This window comes from Rhizobium centroccidentale, from assembly GCF_030182565.1.
Classification (GTDB): domain Bacteria; phylum Pseudomonadota; class Alphaproteobacteria; order Rhizobiales; family Rhizobiaceae; genus Rhizobium.
On record NZ_JAQJCG010000025.1, the window covers coordinates 14,641 to 37,331 of the forward strand.

General features: G+C 60.2%; 19 protein-coding genes. 16 read left to right on the forward strand and 3 right to left on the reverse strand.

What is annotated here, in order from left to right:
• Positions 1 to 122 precede the first annotated feature (122 nt).
• Entirely contained in the window at positions 123 to 821 is a 699-nt protein-coding gene (locus PH562_RS25510) for a TetR/AcrR family transcriptional regulator (RefSeq protein ID WP_285176523.1), read from the forward strand.
• Positions 822 to 852: 31 nt separating this feature from the next.
• Here PH562_RS25510 and PH562_RS25515 read toward each other — a convergent pair whose 3' ends face one another.
• Positions 853 to 2,151 carry a peptidoglycan L,D-endopeptidase MepK gene (locus PH562_RS25515; RefSeq protein WP_483315379.1) on the reverse strand — a complete coding sequence of 433 codons (1,299 nt, stop codon included), beginning with the start codon at positions 2,149 to 2,151 and terminating at the stop codon, positions 853 to 855.
• A gap of 470 nt (positions 2,152 to 2,621) precedes the next feature.
• On the opposite strand from PH562_RS25515, the gene PH562_RS25520 reads away from it, so the two are divergent.
• From PH562_RS25520 to PH562_RS25565, 10 genes are all read left to right on the forward strand, one after another.
• A complete protein-coding gene (locus tag PH562_RS25520) occupies positions 2,622 to 5,189 on the forward strand; it encodes a winged helix-turn-helix domain-containing protein (RefSeq protein WP_285176524.1) in 2,568 nt (855 codons plus the stop codon).
• Positions 5,190 to 5,287: 98 nt separating this feature from the next.
• Positions 5,288 to 6,982, forward strand: a complete 1,695-nt coding sequence (locus tag PH562_RS25525) for a hydantoinase B/oxoprolinase family protein (RefSeq protein WP_285176525.1) — start codon at positions 5,288 to 5,290, stop codon at positions 6,980 to 6,982.
• Positions 6,979 to 9,042 (forward strand): hydantoinase/oxoprolinase family protein, encoded by a 2,064-nt coding sequence (locus PH562_RS25530; protein ID WP_285176526.1) that lies wholly within the window; start codon positions 6,979 to 6,981, stop codon positions 9,040 to 9,042. Before PH562_RS25525 ends, PH562_RS25530 begins: the two co-directional genes overlap by 4 nt.
• A gap of 1 nt (position 9,043) precedes the next feature.
• Positions 9,044 to 10,141: an ABC transporter ATP-binding protein gene (locus tag PH562_RS25535; RefSeq protein WP_285176527.1), complete on the forward strand. Its 1,098-nt coding sequence runs from the start codon at positions 9,044 to 9,046 to the stop codon at positions 10,139 to 10,141.
• 48 nt (positions 10,142 to 10,189) lie between these two features.
• On the forward strand, positions 10,190 to 11,362 hold the full coding sequence (locus PH562_RS25540) for an ABC transporter substrate-binding protein (protein WP_285176528.1): 1,173 nt from the start codon (positions 10,190 to 10,192) through the stop codon (positions 11,360 to 11,362).
• Between the two features lie 94 nt (positions 11,363 to 11,456).
• Positions 11,457 to 12,311, forward strand: a complete 855-nt coding sequence (locus PH562_RS25545) for an ABC transporter permease (RefSeq protein WP_285176529.1) — start codon at positions 11,457 to 11,459, stop codon at positions 12,309 to 12,311.
• Positions 12,308 to 13,108 (forward strand): ABC transporter permease, encoded by an 801-nt coding sequence (locus tag PH562_RS25550; protein WP_285176530.1) that lies wholly within the window; start codon positions 12,308 to 12,310, stop codon positions 13,106 to 13,108. The genes PH562_RS25545 and PH562_RS25550 overlap by 4 nt, the downstream gene beginning before the upstream one ends.
• Before the next feature lie 94 nt (positions 13,109 to 13,202).
• On the forward strand, positions 13,203 to 13,391 hold the full coding sequence (locus tag PH562_RS25555; RefSeq protein ID WP_285176531.1) for a hypothetical protein: 189 nt from the start codon (positions 13,203 to 13,205) through the stop codon (positions 13,389 to 13,391).
• Between the two features lie 329 nt (positions 13,392 to 13,720).
• Positions 13,721 to 14,143, forward strand: coding sequence for a TadE/TadG family type IV pilus assembly protein (locus tag PH562_RS25560; protein ID WP_113228523.1), 423 nt, complete (start codon positions 13,721 to 13,723; stop codon positions 14,141 to 14,143).
• Positions 14,143 to 15,879: a pilus assembly protein TadG-related protein gene (locus tag PH562_RS25565; RefSeq protein ID WP_285176532.1), complete on the forward strand. Its 1,737-nt coding sequence runs from the start codon at positions 14,143 to 14,145 to the stop codon at positions 15,877 to 15,879. Before PH562_RS25560 ends, PH562_RS25565 begins: the two co-directional genes overlap by 1 nt.
• An 84-nt stretch (positions 15,880 to 15,963) precedes the next feature.
• Here the strand turns inward: PH562_RS25565 and PH562_RS25570 are convergent, their stop codons facing one another.
• On the reverse strand, positions 15,964 to 16,872 hold the full coding sequence (locus PH562_RS25570) for a LysR family transcriptional regulator (protein WP_095437261.1): 909 nt from the start codon (positions 16,870 to 16,872) through the stop codon (positions 15,964 to 15,966).
• Positions 16,873 to 17,131: 259 nt separating this feature from the next.
• Between PH562_RS25570 and PH562_RS25575 the strand changes: the two genes are divergently transcribed.
• The 5 genes from PH562_RS25575 to PH562_RS25595 are packed head-to-tail and all read left to right on the forward strand — an operon-like array spanning position 17,132 to position 21,385.
• Positions 17,132 to 17,938 (forward strand): 5-oxoprolinase subunit PxpA, encoded by an 807-nt coding sequence (locus PH562_RS25575; protein WP_285176533.1) that lies wholly within the window; start codon positions 17,132 to 17,134, stop codon positions 17,936 to 17,938.
• On the forward strand, positions 17,925 to 18,167 hold the full coding sequence (locus PH562_RS25580) for an acetyl-CoA carboxylase (RefSeq protein ID WP_285176534.1): 243 nt from the start codon (positions 17,925 to 17,927) through the stop codon (positions 18,165 to 18,167). Before PH562_RS25575 ends, PH562_RS25580 begins: the two co-directional genes overlap by 14 nt.
• Positions 18,164 to 19,549 (forward strand): acetyl-CoA carboxylase biotin carboxylase subunit, encoded by a 1,386-nt coding sequence (locus tag PH562_RS25585; RefSeq protein ID WP_285176535.1) that lies wholly within the window; start codon positions 18,164 to 18,166, stop codon positions 19,547 to 19,549. The genes PH562_RS25580 and PH562_RS25585 overlap by 4 nt, the downstream gene beginning before the upstream one ends.
• On the forward strand, positions 19,549 to 20,424 hold the full coding sequence (locus tag PH562_RS25590; protein WP_285176536.1) for a 5-oxoprolinase subunit B family protein: 876 nt from the start codon (positions 19,549 to 19,551) through the stop codon (positions 20,422 to 20,424). Before PH562_RS25585 ends, PH562_RS25590 begins: the two co-directional genes overlap by 1 nt.
• Entirely contained in the window at positions 20,414 to 21,385 is a 972-nt protein-coding gene (locus tag PH562_RS25595) for a 5-oxoprolinase subunit C family protein (RefSeq protein WP_285176537.1), read from the forward strand. Before PH562_RS25590 ends, PH562_RS25595 begins: the two co-directional genes overlap by 11 nt.
• Positions 21,386 to 21,460: 75 nt before the next feature.
• Here the strand turns inward: PH562_RS25595 and PH562_RS25600 are convergent, their stop codons facing one another.
• Positions 21,461 to 22,471, reverse strand: coding sequence for a GntR family transcriptional regulator (locus tag PH562_RS25600; RefSeq protein WP_095437685.1), 1,011 nt, complete (start codon positions 22,469 to 22,471; stop codon positions 21,461 to 21,463).
• Positions 22,472 to 22,691 lie beyond the last annotated feature (220 nt).

Sequence of the window (22,691 nt, forward strand, 5' to 3'; positions counted from 1 at the left end):
ACTCCAAAGAGATGCCAGCTTTGATGAAACGAACGGTGACACATATCGATCCGCGGAGTGATTATAGCACTTGTCAAATTCAAATTTCAAATTAATATTTGAATTAATGGAAGGCGAAAGCAATGGCCAGAGGCATAAGGCGAACGGCGCGATCTCGAGATCGGCAGGACGGGGCTGCCACGCGGATAAGCCTGCTTGAAGCGGCCGGAGCCGTTTTCGCCGAATTCGGCTTCGACCGCGCGACTGCGAAGGAAATTGCCTTGCGTGCGGGGACGAATGCAGCGGCGGTCAACTATCATTTCGGCGGCATCGAGGCCTTGTACGAAGACGTTCTTGCCGAGGCGCATCATCGCCTGATGAGTTACGATGTGCTTGCCCGCACTGTTAGCGCGGACATCGAGCCGAAGGAGAAGCTGCGCCGATTTATCGGGTTGCTGGTCAAAGTCGTGCGAACCGGCAATGAGCACTCATGGCCCGCCAAGGTGATCGTCCGCGAACTGATCGCGCCGACGCCGCATATCGATAAACTGCGACGCGAGGAGATAGAGCCGAAGAAAGCCCTGCTGTTCGGCGTCATTGCCCAGATCATCGGCGTAGCACCAGACCATCCGCTCGTTGCTCAGGCGGCGCTTTCGACGATGGCGCCTTGTTTCATGCTTCTGGTGGCCGAAAAGCGCGTGTCCGAGATCATTCCGGCGCTTGCCAGGGAATCGACCACCGACGAGGAGCTGGCAGACCGGCTTGTTCGCTTCACGCTTGGCGGGCTTGCCCAACTCTCCCCACCGGTACAGGCCGCGCGATCACCGGACCAGCGGAGCTGACCCCTGGCAAACCATGCCTTGGGAGATTGCTTCAGCCTTCGAAACCGAACCGCTCGACATCGAAGTCGTCGCCATCGTAAGCTCCGGCTTGAGCCTCCGCCATGTCGTCGTGCATCGGAATGGGCGCGCTGACGAGGCTTGGGAGCGTCATGTCGACTGCCATGCCCGGCGGTTGCAGGGCCCAGGCGACGATGGCGCCGGTCGACATCGCCCCGACGCCGCCGGATACGTCCTGCGAGGCGGAACTCGGGAGCTGCGCCATTGGCTGCATCTTTGCCATGGCGCTATCGGTCGTATTCTTCGCATTGTCCGAAACTACGAGCTTTCCGGCGTCGTTGCGTCCCACGACCAGGCTGGCGAACACAGCAGGGGGGACGGGTCTTTCCGGTGCGGCCGTCGGGACGACGACGATGCTGCTGGTCGGCCGCCAAGCCGGCAGCGGAACGGCATAGGCCGCAAGATCGGCAAAGGGCTGACTCTTGCTTTCTTCGGTCACTCGCTTGCCGAGCTGAAGCTCCAGCCCGGTCAGGGCTCGGCTCCTGGGCGTCGGCAGCATGCTGGTGAGGAGGCTGCGGTCGGGCGCGTCACTGCGAGACGCTATCGATGACCTGGCGTCGTCATCGTCATCGGAAACAGCTGCGATCCTGCTACTCATTTGAGATGGCCGCTTTTTGGATTGTGCGACCGCCACATCATAGCCCGGCAGCGGTCTGCCGTCCGCCGGCACGTGGAGTGTCTGCCCATTCGGGAAAAGCCGCGCCAGCTCCTGGCGCGACATTCTCGGCCAGGCCCTGACCCTGCCGACATCCAGATGCACGAAGGGCGAGCCGGAATTGGGATAGAAGCCCACGCCGCCGATCTGCATCTGCATGGCGATCGCCCGCAGGCTCGCAAGCTTCACGCCGGGAATGTAAAAATCCATCGCCTTGCCGAGCGTATGCTGGCTGTGTTTGGCAACGCCGGAGCTGCGCGAGCGGTTGCGCAGCATGCTGTTGGTCGAGGGAGAGCGGTAGGCCGAGACGACGTGAATGGCTTCGTTGGCGCCGCTGCGGCGATAGACCTCCCAGACAAGATCGAGCAATTCCGGATCGATCCTGGTCGGCTCGTTCTTTCGCCAGTCGCGTAAGAAACGATTGATTTGAGCAAGGCCTCGCGGGTCGTATTTACCGCTGCGTTTGAAGACGATGGTCGCCCTTTCTCCCGTATGGGTGAAGAAGAGCTTGAGCGCCCGATCCTCGGCCGCCGCGGTGCCGGCAAAAGCAGCGAGCACCAGCATTGCGATCAACGCCACCCGGCAAGCGACGAATGAGAAAGTCGTGGCGAAAACCATCGCCGGAATGGAAAAGATCACGTGATGCACGGATACGACTTTCGCCTTGCTAAGAGAAACAGAAATCAGAGGCGCCGCGTCTGCGGCATCGCTATACCCTCCAATTATGGTCAACAAATCCCTAACGGACCGTTTATAGGCGGAAACGGCAAAATTTTGTCCGTTCGAGCGCATTCATGGGGCGGCTGTGGAGTCTCCTCCAAGCCCGGGCGAGCCTTATTTTGGAAAGCTTCAACTGCACCGTTGCAATTTTGCGGGGTGTCAACCAGGGCCTGTGAGGCGCCATCTTCCGAAATATGGGGAAAAACCGGCTTTGCAAACGTTTTCGCGTGGGTTGCAAACTGCCGGCCAAGACAGCATCATCCCGCCCCATGAGTGGACAGAATCGATTTGCTCCCCCCTCAAGCGGGCAGCAAACAATCAGACGTAGCGACCTGTTGCGGCAGCTCCGGCGGGCCGGCCTGCGCCGTTTGACGACCATTGTCGCACCTGCCGGGTATGGCAAGACCTCTCTTGCCGTCCAATGGTACGAGCTGTTGAAGGAGGATGGTGTCAAGCTCTGCTGGGTGTCGCTCGATGCCGAACATACCAACCAGGAAGCCTTTCTGCTTGCGCTGATCGATGCCTTGCAGACGCTGCTTCATGAGGATGGCGCGGACGCCGGCAACCTGCCTGCGGCGGCATTGCTTTCCGTGCTGGCGACGCGCCTGCGCAAGATCGAGGGGCCGCTCGTCGTCTTTCTCGACGACTATCATTTCGCCCAGACGGATGCGACCGAGGCGCTGATGGCGAAGATCCTCGCGGACCTCTCGCTCGAACACGTCAAGCTGGTGCTGGTCAGCCGCAGCCCGCCGCGCTTTCCGCTCTCCGCACTACGATTGCGGGGGGAGTTCAAGCAGTTCGGTGTTGCCGAGCTTGGCTTTACCGATGCCGAAGCGGGAGAGCTTTTCGCCGGTAAGGGCACTCATCTGACAGAGGAGCAGGTCGGTTCCTTCAATCGGCGGACCGAAGGCTGGGCGGTTGCGCTGCAGATGGTGAGCCTGCTCGTATCGGAATCGGAGGAGAGCGACAGCATTCTGGCCTCTTTCGACGGCGGCGGCGCTGACATGGGCTCCTACCTGTCGGAGCAGGTGTTCGAGCATCTGCCTGAAGACATACGCGAGTTCCTCATCGGGACGGCCGCGCTTCCGGCCTTCAATCATTCGTTGCTCGAAGCAGTGCTGAAAAGCAAGGAGCAGGCGGATCTCAGCGAGAGGCTGGCTGACTACGCGCTCCCGGTTACGTTGCTGGCAGGCCCCGGCAACTGGATGCGGTTTCATCCGGTTTTCAACGAGTTCCTGAAGAAGACCGCCAGCCGCAGGGGGATCGATGCCAATCTTGCACTCAATCGCGCCGCCCACTGGTTTGAAGCGCAGGGCGATATAGATCGGGCCGTGCATCATGCACTTTCGGCGGGCGACGCCAATCTTGCCGCGCGCATCGTCGAAACCGCCGGCGGCTGGCGGCGCGTCTATGCCACCACTCGCGGCGGCGCGACGCTCTTTCAGGCCTTGAGCGGACGCGCCTCGGAAATCGATCTCGTCCGCTTTCCGCTTGCGACGCTTGGACTCTCGATCTTCAACGCCAAGGCGGCGCAGCTTGCTGCCGCCAATCACTATCTTGTCATCGCCGAGCGGGCCGCTGCTGCAGACCCGAGCTTGGCAAAGGACCTGCGCGTCGTGCGCATCCTTCTGGCGCTTTATACGGATCACTGGGCGACGGCGGCCGATCTTTCCGCGCTCGAAGATGATTTGCGGCAGCCGGATGGAATGGAGCTCATTCATCGGGCGCTGGCGCTCAACATGCTTTCCTACAATTTCCTGATCCGCAGCGAGCTTGACCGGGCACTGCACTACGGGCATCTGGCCATTCGGGCCTTTCGCGACGGTGGCGCCGATTTCGGTGCCATGCACCTCTATACCCATATCGGCCAGGCCTTCTTTCTCTCCGGTGATTGTGTGAGCGCGCTGTCGGCCTATGAAGAGCTGATCTGCGAAGCGCAGACCAATATCGGTCCGGGCAGTGATCTCGATGCCGTCGGCCAGGTGTTGAAGGCTGAGGTTCTGTCGATGCGCGGCGAGGCGGAGCCAGCGGCGGAGATGCTCGGATGGGCGCTGCCTCACCTCGAGCTTCACGATACCTGGTTTGACCTTTTGGCTGCGGGCTTCATGGCCGAGCAACGGGTCCTGCGGATGCGCGAGGATTTGCTTGCAGCCCATGCAGCGATGGATCGCATTCGCGCCGTGGCGCGGCGGCGCGGCTTCGATCGGCTCACGCGACTGATTGACGGCGAGCGCGCCATGCTGCTCATGGCATCGGGCGATCTCGATCAGGCAATCCGCCATGCGGAGGCCAATGGCTTCGGCATGCAGGCAATCGTTTCAGATCGCGCCAATACGCTGGCCATCCATCTGCGCGGAGCCACGCCGGCGATCTTCTGGACACGCGTCTATCTGGCTCTTGGGGAGACGGCCAAGGCCCGCGAGGTCTTTGATCAGTTCAGGATGCGTCAGTCGCAGCGTCCGCATGTCCCGCGCGCGATCGAGCTTGCTCTCATCGAAATAGGGATCCTTCTGGCGGAAGGCCGCGCGGATCTCGCCGCCGCCAGCCTTTCCGATCTCGTGTTGACGACCCCCCTCGACGACTACCGGGCGCTGCTTCATCTCGATCACTCCGCGGGACTCGGCGAGCTTCGCGCACTCGCCAATCATCCAACCGTCGCAAACGTTCCTCGAAAGCGTCTCCAGTCTCTGCTCGCAAGTGGGGAGACGGTGCACGAGCCAGCCGTCGATGATGGCGGTTATGCCTTTACCGGCCGGGAGCGCATGGTGCTTGAACTGCTGAGTTCGGGGCTTTCCAACAAGGAAATCGGCCGGAATCTGGCCTTGTCCGACAATACGATCAAATTTCACCTACGCAATATCTTTGCGAAGCTCAACGTCTCCACGCGGACTGCGGCCGTGACCGCAGCACGCCAAAAGGGCATGCTCGATCGCTGACCTACCCGTTCGGGTGGGTTTTGGGGCGCCCGCCCACCCATCGGGAAGGCTATCGACGGACGAAAAAACACCTAATCTGCACTCGTGCGAATATAATAATGAGGGGTAGATTCGTGATCGTCGTCGATCCGGTGACGCAGGAGATTATCGAGGGCAAGCTGGCAGCCACCGTCGATGAGATGGGCGTGGTCATGGCAAGGACCTCGATGAGCCCGGTGATCTATGAGGTGCTTGATTTCGCCTGCGGTCTCCTCACCCGTGACGGCGAGCTCGTGGCGCAGATGAACGGCATCACCCTGTTCACCGGCACCTTCGGCACCCAGGTCAAGTCGCTGATCGCACTTTATGGCGATGATTTGGAAGATGGTGACATCCTGCTCACCAACGATCCCTATTCCGGGGGCACACATGCCTGCGATTTTGCCATCGTCAAGCCGATTTTCTTCGATGGCCGGATATTGGCCTATGCCATCAATGTTGCGCATTATCTCGATGTCGGCGGCTCTGTTCCGGGCTCGCTTGCGCCAAACGCCACCTCCGTCTTTCAGGAGGGATTGAGGCTGCCGGGCGTGAAAGTCGTGCGCAGCGATCGCTTCTCGGGGGAGATCCTGCGAATTATCCGCGAGAATGTCCGTCTGCCCGAAGTCGCGATCGGCGATCTTACGGCTCAGGTGGCGACCGTCCGTGTTGCGGCTCGTCGCATGGGCGAGCTTGCGCGCAAATATGGCACCGATGTTGTGGAAGCCGCATTCGATCACCTCCTGTCGGTCAGCGAGAAGCAGGCACGCGCCGCCATCGCCGCACTGCCAGACGGCACCTATGAGGCGGAAGATATTATCGACGGGGATGGCGTCACCACGGATCCCATTTCGGTCAAGGTTGCCGTCACGATTTCCGGAGATCGCCTGACGGCGGATTTCACCGGTTGCCCGCCCGCAGTCGCGGGCCCGATCAATTGCGCTGCAGGCGCGCTGCAGTCGGCGGTGCGCACCATCTTCAAGGCGCTGGTCGCGCCGCAGGCGCCGTCCAATGAGGGCTGGTTCCGGCCACTCTCCGTCGTTGCACCGAAAGGCTCGGTTTTCACCGCCGAGAAGCCGTCACCGACAGGCTGGTATTACGAGGGTTCGGTGCATGCTTCAGAACTCGTCTGGAAGGCCGTTGCCAAGCTGATGCCGGAGCGGTTCTCCGCCGGTTCCTATACGAGCCTCTGCGTCGTCTATGTTTCCGGCAAGGACGAGGCGGGGCAGCCATTTATCCATATCGAGCCGCAGCATGGCGGCTGGGGGGCGAGCAGGGATGGCGACGGCGCCAATGCAGTGATCGCGCTCACCGATGGCGATACCTATAATTACTCCGTCGAGGTCATCGAAGCCCGTTTTCCCTTGCTCGTGCGCCGCTATGAGCTGAACGTTGAAGGGGGATCGGGCGCGGGCCGCCGTCGCGGCGGTTTCGGTGTCATTCGCGAATATGAAATCCTCGGAGAAGGCGCTTCCGCCTATTGCAGCTTCGGGCGAACGGACACGCCCCCCTGGGGTATAGACGGCGGCAAGCCCGGCAGCATCAATCTTCTGCAGGTGGAAGAGAACGGCGGGAACGTCCGCAATTTCGGCCGCGAGCCGCATATCGAACTGAATCGCGGCGATCTCGTGCGGATCATCACTGGCGGCGGAGGCGGCTGGGGCAACCCGCGTGCTCGCGAACGGGAACAGGTCGGCCGCGATGTAGAAGACGGCTACCTCACTCGGGAGGTAGCACGCAACCTGTATGGATATGAAGAAGGTATGGCGTCATGATCAGGCTGGCGACGGATGTAGGCGGTACCTTTACCGACCTCGTCGGTTATGATGAGCGCACGGGCGAAATCTTCACCGCCAAGAGCCTGACGACCGTTCATGACCAATCCGAAGGTGTGCTTGCGGCAATCGAGCTCGCCGAGAAGAAGGATGGGCTTTCGGCGCGCGATGTGATCTTTTTCGCCCATGGCGGAACGACCGTCATCAATGCGATTACAGAGCGCAAGGGCGTCAAGACGGCGCTGGTCACCACTGCAGGATTTCGTGACGTGCTGGAAATCGGCCGCGGCAATCGCCCCGATCTCTACAATCTCCAGTTCAAGAGCCCGGAAGCCTTCGTTCCGCGCAGCCTGCGCTTCGAGGTGCGCGAACGCCTGGATGCCAAAGGTCGGGTGCTGACGCCTATCGAGCTTGGCGATATCGAGCCGATCATCCATGAATGCCGCGCTCGCAAAGTGGAGGCGGTCGCTGTCATCTTCCTTCACAGCTACGCCAATCCCGAGCACGAGATCGCCTGCGCCAAGGCGATCGCCGAGGCGCTGCCGGATATCACGGTTTGCGCCAGCCATGAGGTTTCCCGTCAATGGCGCGAATACGAGCGCTCCAACACGGCCGTGCTCAACGCCTATGTCCAGCCGATCATCAAGCGCTACTTTGCGCGGCTTGAAAGCGCCCTGACGGAGCGCGACCTCACCTGCCCCTATTATGCCATGCAGTCGAACGGCGGTATCTCCACCTTCGATCAGGCGCAGATGAGCCCGCTGACGCTGGTCGAATCCGGCCCGGCCGGCGGTGTGGCGGGCGCCGCGCGGATCGGCACCGTGCTTGGCGAATCCGAAGTCCTGTCGCTCGACGTCGGTGGCACGACGGCGAAATGCTCGCTGATCCACGATAGCCGCCCGACACTCGACAGCGAATACAAGCTTGAGCACACCCGCATCGCGCCCGGCTATCCGGTGCAGGTGCCGGTGGTCGATATCGTCGAAATCGGCGCCGGCGGCGGCTCGATTGCCCGTATCGATGAGCGCGGCGCGCTCCGCGTCGGCCCGGAAAGTGCTGGCTCGACACCGGGGCCGGCCTGCTATGGCCGTGGCGGTGAGAAGCCGACGCTATCCGATGCTTTGCTGACGCTCGGCATCTTCGATCCGGCAAGCTTTGCTGGCGGCCAGATGCAGCTCGACAAGTCCAAGGCGGCCGCGGCAATCGAGACGGTTGCCGCGCCGATGGGGTTATCGGTCGAGGATGCGGCGCTCGCAATCGTCGAGATCGCGCATGCGTCGATGATCAATGCGTTAAAGCTGGTAACCGTCCAGCGCGGACACGATCCGCGCGATGCCGCTTTCGTCATTTCCGGGGGCGCGGGACCTGCACTTGCTGCACGTCTCGGGCGCGATCTTGGTGTCAAGATGACTGTGGTGCCGCCGCATCCTGGCATCTTTTCGGCCTGGGGAATGCTGGCAGCCGAGCCGCGGGCCGATTTCCGCAGCACGTGGTTCGCTCCCCTTGGTCCGGAAGCCGTCAGCAATCTCAAGCGCCGGTTCGATGAGCTGAAGCGTGAGGCGGTCAAATATTTCTCCAAAGGCGATGCGGCGGAGATACGCTATGCCTGCCGCGTCGAAGCCCGCTATCGCGGTCAGGAGCACGGCGTCTTCGCTCTTTTCGACATGGAGGATGATGCCGAAAGCTTTGCTGAACGCTTCCATGCCGCCCATGAGCGCGCCTATACCTTCTGCCTGCCCGCTTCGCCCGTGGAGATTACCATGATCCATCTGGAGGCTGTGCTCCACGGCCCGGTCATCGCCATTCCGAAACTCGATCGCAGCGGGCGGTCGCTGGATGCAGCCCTCAAGGGTCGTCGCGAGGTCTATTTCGGCGGGACGACCGGTTGGGTGTCCTGCCCCGTCTACGAGCGCACGCGACTGCCGTCTTCCGAGAGAATTGCCGGCCCTCTCATCATCGAGGAGGCAACCGCGACATCGTTGGTTGTTGCCGGACAGGAACTGGAAGTGAGCGAGGAGGGTTTGCTGCTCATCCGCGAACACGATGGGGGAAGCGTCTAGTATGGCGATAGCGATCGGTCTCGACCATATCGTCAGAAATTACGGGCCGACGCGCGCCGTCGACGACGTGACGCTCGACATCAGGGCAGGGGAGTTCTTTACGCTGCTCGGCTCGTCCGGTTGTGGTAAGAGTTCTCTATTGAAGCTGATCGGTGGTTTTGACAAGCCCACCTCGGGTCGCGTGCTTTTCGATGGAAGGGACATGGCCGATGTTCCGGCCAACCGCCGGCCGGTGAATACCGTCTTCCAGTCGCTCGGGCTCTTTCCGCATATGAATGTCGCCCAGAATGTCGGCTATGGGCTGAAGTTGCGCGGGTTGTCTGGTGCCGCCTTGAAAAGCAAGGTCGATGGTGCATTGGACCTCGTCGAACTTTCGGGTTTTGCGGATCGTGACGTCAATCTTCTCTCAGGCGGCCAGCGCCAGCGCGTTGCGCTGGCTCGCGCGCTCGTCATGGAACCGGGCATTCTTCTGCTCGACGAACCCCTGACCGGGCTTGACGAACGTCTGCGTCAGCAGATGCGCGACGAATTCGGCCGCCTTCACAAGCGTACCGGAGCAACCTTCATTCTCGTCACCCACAATCAGGACGAGGCGCTCAGCCTTTCCGACCGGATGGCTGTCATGCACAAGGGGCGGATCGAGCAGACCGACGTGCCATCGCGTTTCTTCGAGGCGCCGGCCAATGCCTTCGTTGCCCGTTTTGTCGGCATCGATACGCTTCTGAGGCCCGAAAGCATCTCGATTGCCGACGGCAGAGCTCTCGTCATGATTGCTGGACAGCGCATCAGTGCGAGCGTGTCTGGAGCGGCGGCGCCGTCCGATGCGCTTGTCGCAATCCGCCCAGACCGAATTGAACTGCTCCCGGCTGCGGGAGAGGCCGCCGAAATAATTGAACTTAAGGTTGTCGAAAGCATCTATCGCGGACTCAGCCATGACGTTACGCTCGCTTTCGCCGACAGCCAGCGCGTGGTGTTAACGACTAGCGCGGACGCAGCTCCGCCCTTGCCGGGCGAAAGCGTGCGCGTGTGTCTGAAGCCGGGTGCTGCGCTCCTGATCGATCGTTCCGGAATACCGGCTCTGGCTGGAGGCGATGAGTAGAACCCGAATAGCTGACACAAGCGAAAAATGAGGGAAGGGAATGACACGATGATCAAGAGCAATAAACTCGTCTCCTCCGCCTTGAGGAGTAACATGCAGCGCCGTGACATGCTCAAGCTGATGGGTGCGGGTGCGGCCGCACTCACCGTCGGCGGGCTTTCTGCAACGAGTGCCATGGCTGATGATGCAACGGTTGCATTCTGGGGCACCGCTACGCTCGATATCGGCGACAAGTGGCAGGAGTTTACCCGCCAGAGTGGCATTTCGCCTGAATTTACCGATAACGGCAATGATGTCGGCCCGGTGGTCGCGCGCCTTGCCGCCGGCAATGCCAACGATCTCTTCGATGTCGGCGGTTTTCAGGGCGGCGCCGAGCGCGAGCTCGCCAAGCAGGGCCTGATTGCCCCATGGGACGTCTCCAAGATCTCGAATTTCGCCGGCATCTGGCAATGGGCCAAGGATATCCCGACCTTGACCTATGAGGGCAAGCAGTACGGCATTCCTACGGTCGTCAACGCTGACTCCATCATCTACCGCCCCGACAAGCTCGGCAAGGTCGACAGCTATGGCGTCATCTTCGATCCCAAGTTGAAGGGTCGGGTTGCGATGGAAGATGCGTGGATCAACAGCGCGATCTTCACCGCCATCTATCTGAAGGAAGCGGAAAACAAGCCGATCAAGGAGCCGGGCAATCTGACGGAATCCGAGCTCGGTCTCGTCATGGAGTTCCTGATCAAACACAAGAAGGATGGTCAGTTCCGTACCTTCTGGAACGGCTGGGAACAGGGCGTGCAACTGGTGGCGAACGAAGAAGTCGACGCCATGACCGGCTGGGAGCCGATCGTCTATGAAGGCCGCAAGCGCGGGCTTCAGGTGGAGTATGCAGCTCCCGTCGAAGGCTACGAAGGCTGGGGCAACAATACGGTGCTGCTCAAGGGGGCCACGGAGCGCGGCAAGGCCGACGTCGCCCACAAGTTCGTCGATGGCCTGCTTGCTGGCCTCTACGGTTGCGAGCTGGGCAAGGCGCGCGGCTATCTCGTGCCGACCGACAACAACCTCGCCTACGCCAAGGCCCATCCGGATGAATACAAGGCCGATGATGTCGCCAAACTTGCCGACCATGTGAAGGCCAAGTTCTCCGGAAAGGTCTACTGGCAGAATTGCCGCCCGGACAATTTCCAACTCTACGAGGAGTGGTGGCAGAAGCTGCGCAACGCCTGATTTGAAGTGATGGACCGGGGCTGGCGCATCTGTCGAGGGACAGGCCGGCCCCGAGCCGATGGGATCAACGCCGAGAGAGAAGGAGGATTAGACCATGAAGACACCAGTTCTGTTGCTGACCGCTCCGCTCGCGGCGATCATCGTGCTTGGCCTTGCGCCACTTGTTCTTGTCGTGGTCTGGAGTTTCTGCGCCTGGGATTCCGCCACCTACTGGATCAAGCCGGAATTCAGCCTCGCCGCTTACGGCGCGATTCTGGAGGCCGGGCGTTGGAGCGTGTTCCTGTCCACCCTTGGCAAGGCGTTCCTGACGTCAGCTATCTGCCTCGTCATTGCCTATCCCACCGCCTATGCAATGTACTTCCTGGCTGGGCGCACTTTGTCTGTCGTGCTTGCGGCCCTGCTTACGATTCCGTTTTTCACGTCCTATCTCATTCGCTCCTTCTCCTGGCGGCTGCTTCTCGGCCGCACAGGCGTCATCAACACGCTTCTGCAGCAGGCCGGCATCACGGAGACGCCGCTCGACTGGCTGCTGTTCAGCGATTTCGCCGTCATCATCGGACTGGTCGCCTCCTACCTGCCGTTCGCAACCTTCCCCATCCTGCTCTCCATGCGCCGCGTCGATCCGATCGCGCTGGCGGCATCGCGCGATCTCGGCGCCGGGTTCTGGACGATGGTCCGCACCGTGCTGCTGCCGCTGACCTATTCTGGCGTCTTCGCCGGCTTCCTGTTCGTCTTCGTCATGGTTGCCGGCTCCTCGACGGAGGTGCAGATGCTCGGCGGTGCCGGCGCTTCAATCGTCTCGGTGATGATCAACGACGTCATGCGCGTCGCCAATTTTCCGCTCGCCTTTGCGATTTCGACGCTGATGCTCGTCATCGTCTTTGGGCTGGTGCTGATCGGGGATGCCCTATTCGGCCTTTCCTCGCTATTCGAGGAGCGAGACCAATGATCGTCAGGGAAGGAGCAACCCCGCGCATCGTCATCTGGGCGCTGACCATCTTCGGCCTCATGGTGATCTATGCGCCGCCGCTTTATCTGCTTGGTGTCTCGTTCAATCCGGCGCTGCAGCCGGGGCTGCCGCACTTTTCCGACATCACCCTGAAATGGTACCTCGCACTCGGCTCGGAAAGCGCACTGGTCGCCGCGCTCAGCCAGTCGATCGTCATCGCGCTTGCGACGGCTGTCATTGCAACGCTGCTGTCGCTCGGCGCGGCGCTGGCGCATCGCGAGCTTCATCGTGGACGCAGCCTGTGGTTTTTGACTGTGCTGCTGCCAATGTTCGTACCGGGCGTTATCCAGGGGCTGGCGCTATCGACGGTCATCAGCCGTGCCGGCGTGAAGGCATCGGCCTTGACCGTCATTGCCGGCCATCTGCTATGGGCGATGCCCTTCGCCTTTGTCGTCATTCTGACGAGCTTTGCCGCGGTCAAGCGGACCTATTTGATGGCGGCGGACGATCTCGGTGCCGGACGCTTCCGGCAGTTCTGGGATATTACCCTGCCATTGATCCGGCCCGGCCTCGTCAGCGCCTTCATCTTTTCGTTCCTGCTATCCCTCAACGAATTCACGCGCGCCTTCTATCTGGCAGGCCGCCAGAACACCTTGCCGGTTGTGCTGTTCGGCAAGATGAATGCCGGCGCGTCGCCGACGATCTATGCGATGTCGGGCGCAATCTTCCTTGTTTCCAGCGTTTGCGTGGTGGCTGTGGCCCTGCGTTCGCTGCTCATGCAACGCCGTATGGGGTGATCGATATGCAAAATGGACTGACGAGTCGCAAGTTCTGCCCGCCCTTAGACCTCCATCAACGGGAGTATAGAGGATGAAACAGGAGTCGAAACTGATGGCGCTGATCCGCGCTGGAAAGAGGCAAGAGGCGCTTGACATGGTCGAGCGGCTGAAAGCGGCGACGCAATTACCGCCGACGTCTATCAAGGTGGATCGGACAGGTGCCGTCACCTATTACAAAGGAAACCGCCGTTTCGTGAGAAACATCCAGGGCGGCTGGGATCTGGTGCCGAAGAAAAAGTAGATGTCTGCTGCCGATCTGGGCAGCGATCAGGCCGGCGCTTTCGAATGCGTGGCGCGGGCTAGAGGCAGCGGTTGGAAAGGAAGGATTTCCATCGACTGCAAATAGAAGGGGATGGCGCCGATATTGGGTTTGGCAAGCTTCGCATGCCCGGGATTTCGCCAAGGAAGTTATTCCTCAGTGGAATGGTGGTTTTATCAAGTATTCGATATTTTTAAGATATAAATAATATTAGAAAGTATCTTATTTAGAAATATAAAATTAACGCCCGAAGCCTAAGGTCTCCTCGACTGTCATCGCGCAGATGAAGGTCGATTGAAGGAGACAGGACCATGTATCGTGTTTCTCATTTCAACAGGGAGAAGGAGGGCGCCGCAGCAGTCGAATTCGCTCTCATCGCGCCGCTTTTTTTCCTTCTGCTTCTCACGCTGGTTGCCTTTGCCATCTATCTTACCGCTGCTCATTCGCTGCAGCAATTGACGGCCGATGCTGCCCGCACGGCGATCGCCGGGTTGTCGGCGGACGAGCGAAGCCAGCTGGTTCGAAGCTTCGTCTCCAATTCGACGATCAATGACGCTTTCATTGACAAGAGCAAGTTGACGATAACCGTCGCCACCGATCCGACCAATGTCAATCAATTCACGGTCAGCGCCAGCTATGACGCGTCGGATCTTCCGATCTGGAACCTCTATACCTTTGCGATGCCGGACCAAACTATCCGCCGCTATTCGACCATTCGTCTCGGAGGTCTCTGATGCAGCGGCTTCTCGGTCGGCTCGCCTCTCTGCGGGACAGGCGAGGAAACGTCGCCGTCACGACTGCGCTGGTCTCGCCCCTCATCCTCTATTGCCTTGGCCTCGGCATCGATTATGGCATGATGACCCTGCAGCAACGGCGTCTGCAGCAGTTGAGCGACATTGGGGCGATATCGGCTGCTTCCGATATCGCAAATGCGCAGACTGCGCTTTTGAACAATCTCCGAAGCAATGGCACGACCGCAGCGGTTGCCTCCGGCAGCAACTATATGACGAGCAACGGGCTCGTCAACGCAGCTACGGCCAATTCCGGTCAATATGAGACCGTGGCCAATCTGGTCCTCGGCACCTACACGGCGGACACATCGATCCCGCTTGCAAACCGCTTCTCCTCTACGGGAACCTCGCCATATGATTCCGTCAAGGTGACACTGACCCAAAAGGCAGTGATGCCTTTCGCTTCCGCCTTTGCCACGCCGCCGACGCTCAGCGCGACCGGCACCGCATCCAGCGAGCGTCTGGCCGCCTTCTCGGTCGGATCGCGGCTTGCCAGCCTCAACGGCGGTATCCTGAACCAGCTCCTTGGCACGTTGCTGGGAACGCAGATCTCCTTAAAGGTCGCGGACTATCAGTCGCTCATAAGCGCGAATGTCAATCTTCTGAGTTTTCTCAATCTCCTGGCGACGGATCTCAAGCTTACCGGCGTGAGCTATAACCAGCTTCTGGCAACTGACGTCACCTACGACAAGATTCTTGGTGCACTCGGTAAATCGACCAATCTTTCGAGCGGTGTCGTCACCCTCATCAACAATCTCGGCAAGACGCTCGGTACGACGAAACTGACCGTCAAGCTGCAGGATATCGTGAACCTCGGTCCATTGGGGAGCAATATCGTCGGCACTTCCCCCAATCTGACGGCCAATATGAATGTGCTGGATCTAATCTCGATGACGGCAATGGCTGCCAACCAGCAAAGGCAGATCGCGCTCGATCTCGGGGCCGCCCTGCCAGGCGTCGCGACCGCGAAACTGACGCTGGCGATCGGAGAAATGTCCCAGCAGACGCCGGCCCTTGCCGTCGGCGCTCCGGGCACCATCGTTCGCACGCCGCAAGTCCGTGCCGCGCTTGAAGTTGCCGTCACCGGCCTGTCGCTGATCGCCGGGCTGAAGCTCAGAGTTCCGCTCTATATCGAGCTTGCTCCCGCGGAAGCCAAGCTTGCCTCGATCACCTGTGTCGGTGGCTCCATGCCGAACGCGGTCGTCGGGATAGACGCGGTTCCCGGTGTTGCCGAGGTAGATCTTGGCGACGTCAATACGTCTGCTTTCGTAAACTTCGGCTCCGAGCCGCGAGTAACGCCGGCTGCGATCATCGATTCCCTTCTTCTCAAGGTGATTGCGAGTGCGCAGGTCGATATCGCCAATATGAGCCCGACACGATTGAATTTTCAGCCTTCGGAGATCTCGGCAGGTACGATCAAGACGGTCTCAACCAGTACCGTCCTGACGTCTACGGTCTCGTCGCTTCTGAAAAACGCGACCATCACCATTCAATTGCTCATCTTGACCATTGGTACGCCGTCGGGGGTGCTTTCGGCCGTTGCCGATACGCTATCGGTCGTGACCGCGCCGCTCGATCAGGTTCTGTACGGCCTGCTTGGCCTCCTCGGTCTTGGTATCGGGCAAGCCGACGTGAGTGTTACCGACGCAAGATGCACGCAGCCTGTGCTGGTACAGTAACGGCTTCGCGGCGCCTATGGTCGAGCCGCGCGCACCAAATCCAGTTTTGCCTCGAACGAGAAGCTGGATTGCCAACCGATCGGATCATGAATTCGTACCCGGCAGGCTGTAGGCCTGCTGGAAATAACGCCTGAAAGCAAGCATTGGCTGGCTGAATTCGACATTGGCTCGCCAGGCGAGTCCCACATCCATGGGCGGAACCGGGTCCTGTATGTTGACGGTCTCGATGCGCCTTCCCTCCAGCGACCAGGGGCGGTGCACCATGTCCGACAAAATGGCGACGCCGAGGCCATTTGCCACCATCGATCTGACGGCTTCGATCGAACTGGTCCTCAGGAGCACCTTTGGTTGATAAGGGCTCCGGCTCCAGTAGCGCAGCGAAGAATGTGCCGCCTCATCGACCGTCAGCATGATGTAGGGCTCTTCGGCGATTTCACGCAGGCCGATGCCGTCGCGCCGTTGCAGGTCGTGGCCGGCTGGCAGCCAGAGTCGCCTGACCGAACTTAGAAGCGTTTCGGTCATCAGCATCGGATTGAGGATGTTGGAAGTCAGCAAGACCGAGATGTCGTAGCGATTGCTCAGCAAGCCTTCCTCGATCGACTCGCGATTGACTTCGTAGAGCTGGATTTTCAGCTTCGGATAGAGGCGGCGGATACGCTCGATATGCATCGGCAGGAAATAGCCGATGACGGTATAGGTCGCTGCGACGACGAGTTCGCCTTCGATGTCGCTGCTGACGAGGTTGAGATGGGTCGCCTCGTCGACCTTCGCCAGGATCTCATAGGCATGGGACAGGAATTGCCGGCCCGCTGTCGTCAGGTCCATGCCCTGTGGCGTACGATTGAACAGAGAGACGCCGACCGTGAGTTCGAGATCCTTGATTGCCGCAGTCACGGCCGATTGTGAGATCGACAGGCTGACGGCCGCATGCGAGATCTGTCCATATTCCGCCGTTGCGACGAAGTAGCGAAGCTGGCGCAGACTCAAACTCATGAGGTTTTTCCCATCTATTTATCTGAAAACATCTGCTGCGATTCAGATTTCATGGATCTAAAACGAGCTGATTTTCGATAAAACCGTACGCAAATTTAATATACAGTTGATATTGCAGGATATTTTCCGACGCTATTTTAAGCATAGATATCAGTTTATCAGATATCATGGCTTTGAAAATTGTATTTTTCAAAAGCAGCCTTTGCCTCTAGCGTTCACATGTCGGTCCCGATCGGGGCGCAGGTGCGAGGGAAGGCATTTGAAGGAAGCTGTCGATATCAACTGCGACATGGGGGAGGCCTTCGGCCGGTGGCGGATCGGCGATACGCATGACGAGGAGCTTATCGCGCTCATCAGTTCGGCCAATATTGCCACCGGTTTTCACGCCGGCGATCCCAATCTGATGGATGAGACCGTGCGGTTGGCAGCTGCCCACGGCGTCGGCGTCGGGGCTCATCCCGGCTATAACGATCTCCAGGGCTTCGGACGACGCAAGATCAGCGGAACCAGCCGCGAGATCGTCAACGATCTGATCTATCAGGTCGGTGCGTTACGGGAGTTCGCCAGGCGCCATGGCGTGCCTGTCCAGCACGTGAAGCCGCATGGTGCTCTCTATATGGAATTGGCGGCGAATGTAGATCTCTCGCAGATCTTCATCCAATATATGCGCACCGTCGCACCGAACATGCTCGTCTTCTGCATGGACGGCTCTGCGACCTGCCTCGCTGCTGAGGAGGCGGGCCAGCCTGTCGTGCGCGAGTTCTATGCCGATCGCGATTATGGCGATACGGGCTGGATCGTCTTTACCCGAGATGCCGGTCGTCCCGATCCCAAGGCAATTGCCCGCAAGGTCGTGAGAGCCTGCACCGAAGGCGTCGTGCGTACCGTGAATGGCGCAGATATTCCGATCGCCTTCGATTCCATCTGTTTTCATTCCGATACTTTGGGTGCGCTCGATATCGCGCGCCACATGCGCGAAGCCCTCGTTTCCGAGGGTATCAGGATTGCACCCGTTTCACAGATTTTGAACAACGACGCAGCGCGGAGGTCCCATGAGCAAGCTTGAGATCAGATCACCCCTTCCGGGAACCTTCTACCGGGCTTCCTCTCCGGACACGCCTCCCTTCAAGGCCGATGGTGATGCCGTTGCCGCCGGTGATACGATCGGCCTTATCGAAGTCATGAAAACCTTCCAGCAGGTCCCGGCCGGGCTCGACGGCAAGAACATAACCTTCCTCGTCGACAATGAAGAGCCCGTCATGGCCGGACAAATCATCGCGGAGGTGGACCCATGACGATCCGCTCGGTTCTGATCGCCAATCGCGGCGAAATCGCCGTCAGGATCATAAAGGCCGCCAAAGCGCTCGGCATTCGCACCGTGCAGGTCCATAGCGCTGCGGATGCCGATATGCTGGCGGTTAAACTGGCGGACGCGGCGATCAATATCGGCTCGCCGGCCCCAAAGAAATCCTACCTGAATATCGAAGCCATCATCGCGGCTGCGCAGGCTGCTGGTGTCGATGCCGTCCATCCGGGATATGGGTTTCTGTCGGAGAATGGAGATTTCGCCGATGCCGTCGTGGCGGCGGGCATGATCTTCATCGGACCGAGCGGCGAGGCCATCCGGCTGCTCGGTGACAAGGTGGCGGCTCGCGAAATTGCGAAACGGGCGGGTGTTCCGACAGTTCCCGGAAGTGACGGCCGTGTGGCTGATATTGCTGCCGCCGAGGCGATTGCCGAGCGCACGGGTTTTCCCGTCATGATCAAGGCGGCCGCCGGCGGAGGTGGACGTGGTATCCGCATCGTGCAGTCGCTCGCCGAACTTCGAGAGCAGTTTCCGCTCGCCTCGGCGGAGGCGGCCGCCGCTTTCGGCGATGGCGGTCTTTACATGGAGAAGGTCATCTCCCGCGCCCGGCATATCGAGGTGCAGATTTTCGGCGACGGGCGGAATTTCGTCCATTGCTTCGAGCGCGAATGCTCGCTGCAGCGGCGGCGCCAGAAGGTGTGGGAGGAAGCGCAAGCTTTTCTTCTTCCTGATGACATCAGGCAGCGCCTCTGCGCCAGCGCCGTCGCGCTTGCCGCGGAAGTCGGTTATCGCGGGGCGGGCACGGTCGAATATCTTTACGATGAGGACAACAGGCAGTTCTATTTCATCGAAGTGAATACCCGCATCCAGGTCGAACACCCAGTGACCGAAATGATTACCGGCATCGATCTGGTGCAGGAGATGTTCAAGGTGGCCGGCGGCGCTCCCCTGTCGCTGTCGCAATCCGATATTCGGACGCGCGGCCATGCCATCGAGTGCCGGATCAATGCCGAAGATCCGGCCAGGGGCTTCATGCCGGCACCGGGCACCGTGACGCGGCTCTCGATTCCGGAAGGCGAAGGCATCCGCTTCGATACGCTGCTTTATGCCGGTTATACCGTGCCGCCCTTCTATGACTCCCTGCTCGGCAAGCTGATCGCCTGGGCCGAGGATCGCAATACCTGCCTCGACAGGCTGGCAAGCGCCCTTTCCAGTCTGACGATCGAGGGCTTGCCGACGACGATCCCTCTGCATCTCGCGCTCGCCCGCGATCCATCCGTACGCAAGGGAGCATTCCATACGCGTTTTCTCGAATCCTGGCTGGAGACCGATTTTGCCGCGGTTGACGGCGTATCGGCGGAGGTTGCCTGATGCCAACTCGCTTTACATTCGGAGGTGACGAGCATCTCTTCGTCGAATGCAGCGACGAGATGTCTCTCGAAGCCTTCTTCAAAAGCCTGTCGATGGCCAAGGGTGTCCGCGAGAGCGCCATCAACGGCGTCACCGAAATCTGCCCCGCCAATGCCTCCTTCCAGATCAAGTTCGATCCCGACATAATCAAGCCGGACGATCTCCTGCGCGAGGTCAAGGCAATCGAGGGTGCGGCTGAAAAGGCGGAGCCGGTCATTACCACCCGCATCGTCGAAATCCCGGTTTTCTACAATGATCCCTGGACGCATGAGACGCTGATGCGTTTCCGCGAGCGGCATCAGGAGCCCACCGGTACCGATCTTGACTACGCTGCCAGGATCAATGGTTACGATGCGGTGAAGGATTTCATCTCGGCCCATGCCGGCTCGCCCTGGTTCGTCTCCATGGTCGGCTTCGTCGCCGGCCTGCCCTTCATGTATCAGATGGTGGAGCGGCGGCGGCAGATCGAGGTGCCGAAATATCTGCGCCCTCGCACCGATACGCCGCGGCTGACCGTGGGACATGGCGGCTGCTTCGGCTGCATCTATTCGGTGCGCGGGGCGGGCGGCTATCAGATGTTCGGCATCACGCCGATGCCGATCTTCGACCCCACGCAATCAACGAGCTATCTCCGCGATTTCATGGTGTTCTTCCGCCCCGGCGACATCGTGAAATTCCGGCCTATCGATCGCGACGGTTACGACCAGGCGGTCGAGGATGTCGACAAGGGCCGCTTTGCGCCGCCGATCCGCGAGGTCAGCTTCGACCTCCGGCAATACCAGGCCGATATCGACGGCTACAACGCCAAGCTGGAGGGCGCGCTGCATGGCCATTAAGGTTCTTCATCACGGCCTTTCCACTACGATTCAGGATCTCGGACGGCCCGGCTATTTCCATCTCGGCATTCCCGTTGGTGGCGCCATGGATCGCTATGCGATGCGGGCGGCAAATCTTCTCGTCGGCAATGATGAGGGTGCGGCCGGGCTAGAGGCCGTCTTCATGGGCCCCAAGCTCGAATTTCTCGATGATGCCCTGATTGCCGTTACCGGCGCCGACATGCCCGTCAGGATCGACGGCGAGCTGCAGCCGGGATGGACTGCGCTCAAGGTCAAGGCAGGGCAGACCGTAAGCTTCGACTTTCTGAAATCCGGGGCGCGGATCTGCATTGCGGTGTCTGGCGGCATCGACGTTCCCGAAGCGCTGGGTAGCCGATCGACCTATGTGATCGGCGCGCTTGGTGGCCTTGACGGTAAGGCTATCGCTACCGGAGATGAGCTTCCCGTTGGCTCCGGCTCCCTGGATAGCGCGGGCAGATCCGTTGCAGAGGAGCTACGACGCAAGCCGGGTACACCGGCGGAGCTCCGGGTTTTACCAGGGCTCTATTGGGATCGGTTGACTGAACAGACGAAGAGCAACTTTTTTGCCGACCAATGGAAGGTGGCGCCGGAAGCCGATCGCATGGGGTATCGCTTCCGCGGCGGCCGCAAGCTTGAATTCGTCGAGCGTAAGCAGCCCTTCGGCGCCGGTTCGGATCCCTCGAATATCGTGGACAGCTGCTATCCCTATGGCTCGATCCAGGTGCCGGGCGGAACCGAGCCGATCATTCTGCATCGCGATGCCGTCTCCGGCGGCGGCTATTTCATGCTGGGAACGGTGATCTCGGCCGACATGGATCTGATCGCCCAACTGCAGCCGCATATGCCGACGCAATTCGTGGAGGTCACCATGGATCAGGCACTGGCGGCGCGGGCGGACCGGCAGGCATTGCTTGCGCGCCTTCGCGCTGCTCTGGCGTAAGGGATCAAGTGGATGGTTGGCCCTTCGATCCCCCATTTCCGGCACAGATGGAATTGGTCAGGGATCGCCCGCGTCTCATTCGAGAACGCGGGTGAGATAAGCGGCCGTCACGCCGGGGCCGGGGATGATCGCGACGATTTTCATTTGCGCGATCGTGCGGTCGACCGAGGCTTCGAGATGGTTCTCCATCATCGCCGCCGCCGCTTTCACCGCGCCGCGCAGCAGCAGTTCTGCGATCAGGCGCAGTTCCGTGATGATGGCGGGATCGCCGGGCAAGCCGAGGCGCCGCAGCAATCGCTCAGTCGCCGTGACAGGCAGCAGGTTGTTGCGGATGGATTCCTTCAGCCGCTCGTTCGGCGTCGCAAGGATGCAGATGTCGATGAAGTCGGCATGTATAGCCTCCAGCGCCCCAAGGTGATCGGCCGGTTCGTGGCGCTCGAGATCGGAGAGGCGCTGGAACAGATCACCCAGGCGCTCCCGATCGACGCGGTTGGCCCCGGCGACCAGCGCCTGCGGCTCCAGCATGCCGCGCAGGCCGTAGTGATCCTTGATCATCTGCGCCGTCAGCGGGCCGGCGATCCAGTGGGACGATTGGTTCTTGCGCACGAGACCGCGCTCGCGCAGCCGCGTCAGCACATCGCGCACGACGGTACGGCTGACGTTGAAATGGTCGGCGAGCTCGATCTCGATAATGCGATACTGGCCGAAGACGACGCAGCCGGCGACATCGGCCTCGACGGTATTGTAGATGCGCTCCCACGACGCGCGGCTCTGCAAGGCCTCGTCGGCGTGGCGCGGAATGGTCAGGCCGAGGGTCTTGATATCGGTGCGCTTCGGCTCGATGCCCTGGCCGGCGGGACCGACGAGATAGCCGCGTCCGTTGAAGCGATGCACCAGCCCTTCGCTCTCCAGCGTCTGCAGCGCCCTCTGCACGGGGGCGCGCGAGATCTGCAGGATATCGGCGATCGGCCCTTCGAGCAGGACCACGCCGCGCGGCAGCGTGTTGTCCTCGATATTGCCACGCAGAACATCCTCGGCGATCTCGTAACGCTTTTGCGCATTCGGGCGCGCATGGTTTTCGGTCATCTGATGCAATGGACTCATGTCGTTCTGATGCCTCACTCTTACGCGTTTTGGAATTCTAACATAGCGCAAAAATAAATGACTATTGAATACAAAATATATTTTCTGTCGCAGATGCAGTGAATCTCTTTTCGCTGATTGTTGACGCGTAGCGCAGCGATTGGCGCTATTTGCTGAATGATACCGGTGCGGCACGCCACGTTGTGGCGGCTGCAGCAACCAT